We start from the raw sequence: 241 nt of genomic DNA, 5'->3' as shown, positions 1-241 counted from the left end.
CGACCCCGCGCCGCTCAAGGCCGAGGCCGTCGCCGTCCCGGGCGGCTACCGGGTGGACGTGAGGGCCTCGTCGTTCGCGCGCGACATCGCGATCCTGGCCGACCGGGTCGCCCCCGACGCGGTCGTGGACGAGATGCTGGTGTCCCTGCCGGCGGGGGAGAGCCGCTCCTTCACCGTGCGGACCGACGCCGACATCGACCCCGCCGTGCTGACGGAGCCGCCGGTGCTGCGCTCCGCCAAC

The 241-nt window shown here is 75.9% G+C and carries 1 protein-coding gene; it reads left to right on the top strand.

Annotated elements, in window-relative coordinates:
* The coding region (locus ACSNOK_RS35935) for a hypothetical protein (protein WP_436784850.1) at positions 1 to 241 on the top strand (241 nt) is incomplete at both ends.

It is taken from the genome of Streptomyces sp. URMC 126, from assembly GCF_051386555.1.
In the GTDB taxonomy this organism is placed as follows: Bacteria; Actinomycetota; Actinomycetes; order Streptomycetales; family Streptomycetaceae; genus Streptomyces.
The sequence above is the reverse complement of the archived record's forward strand: the minus strand, read 5'-3'. Positions and strand labels throughout refer to the sequence as shown.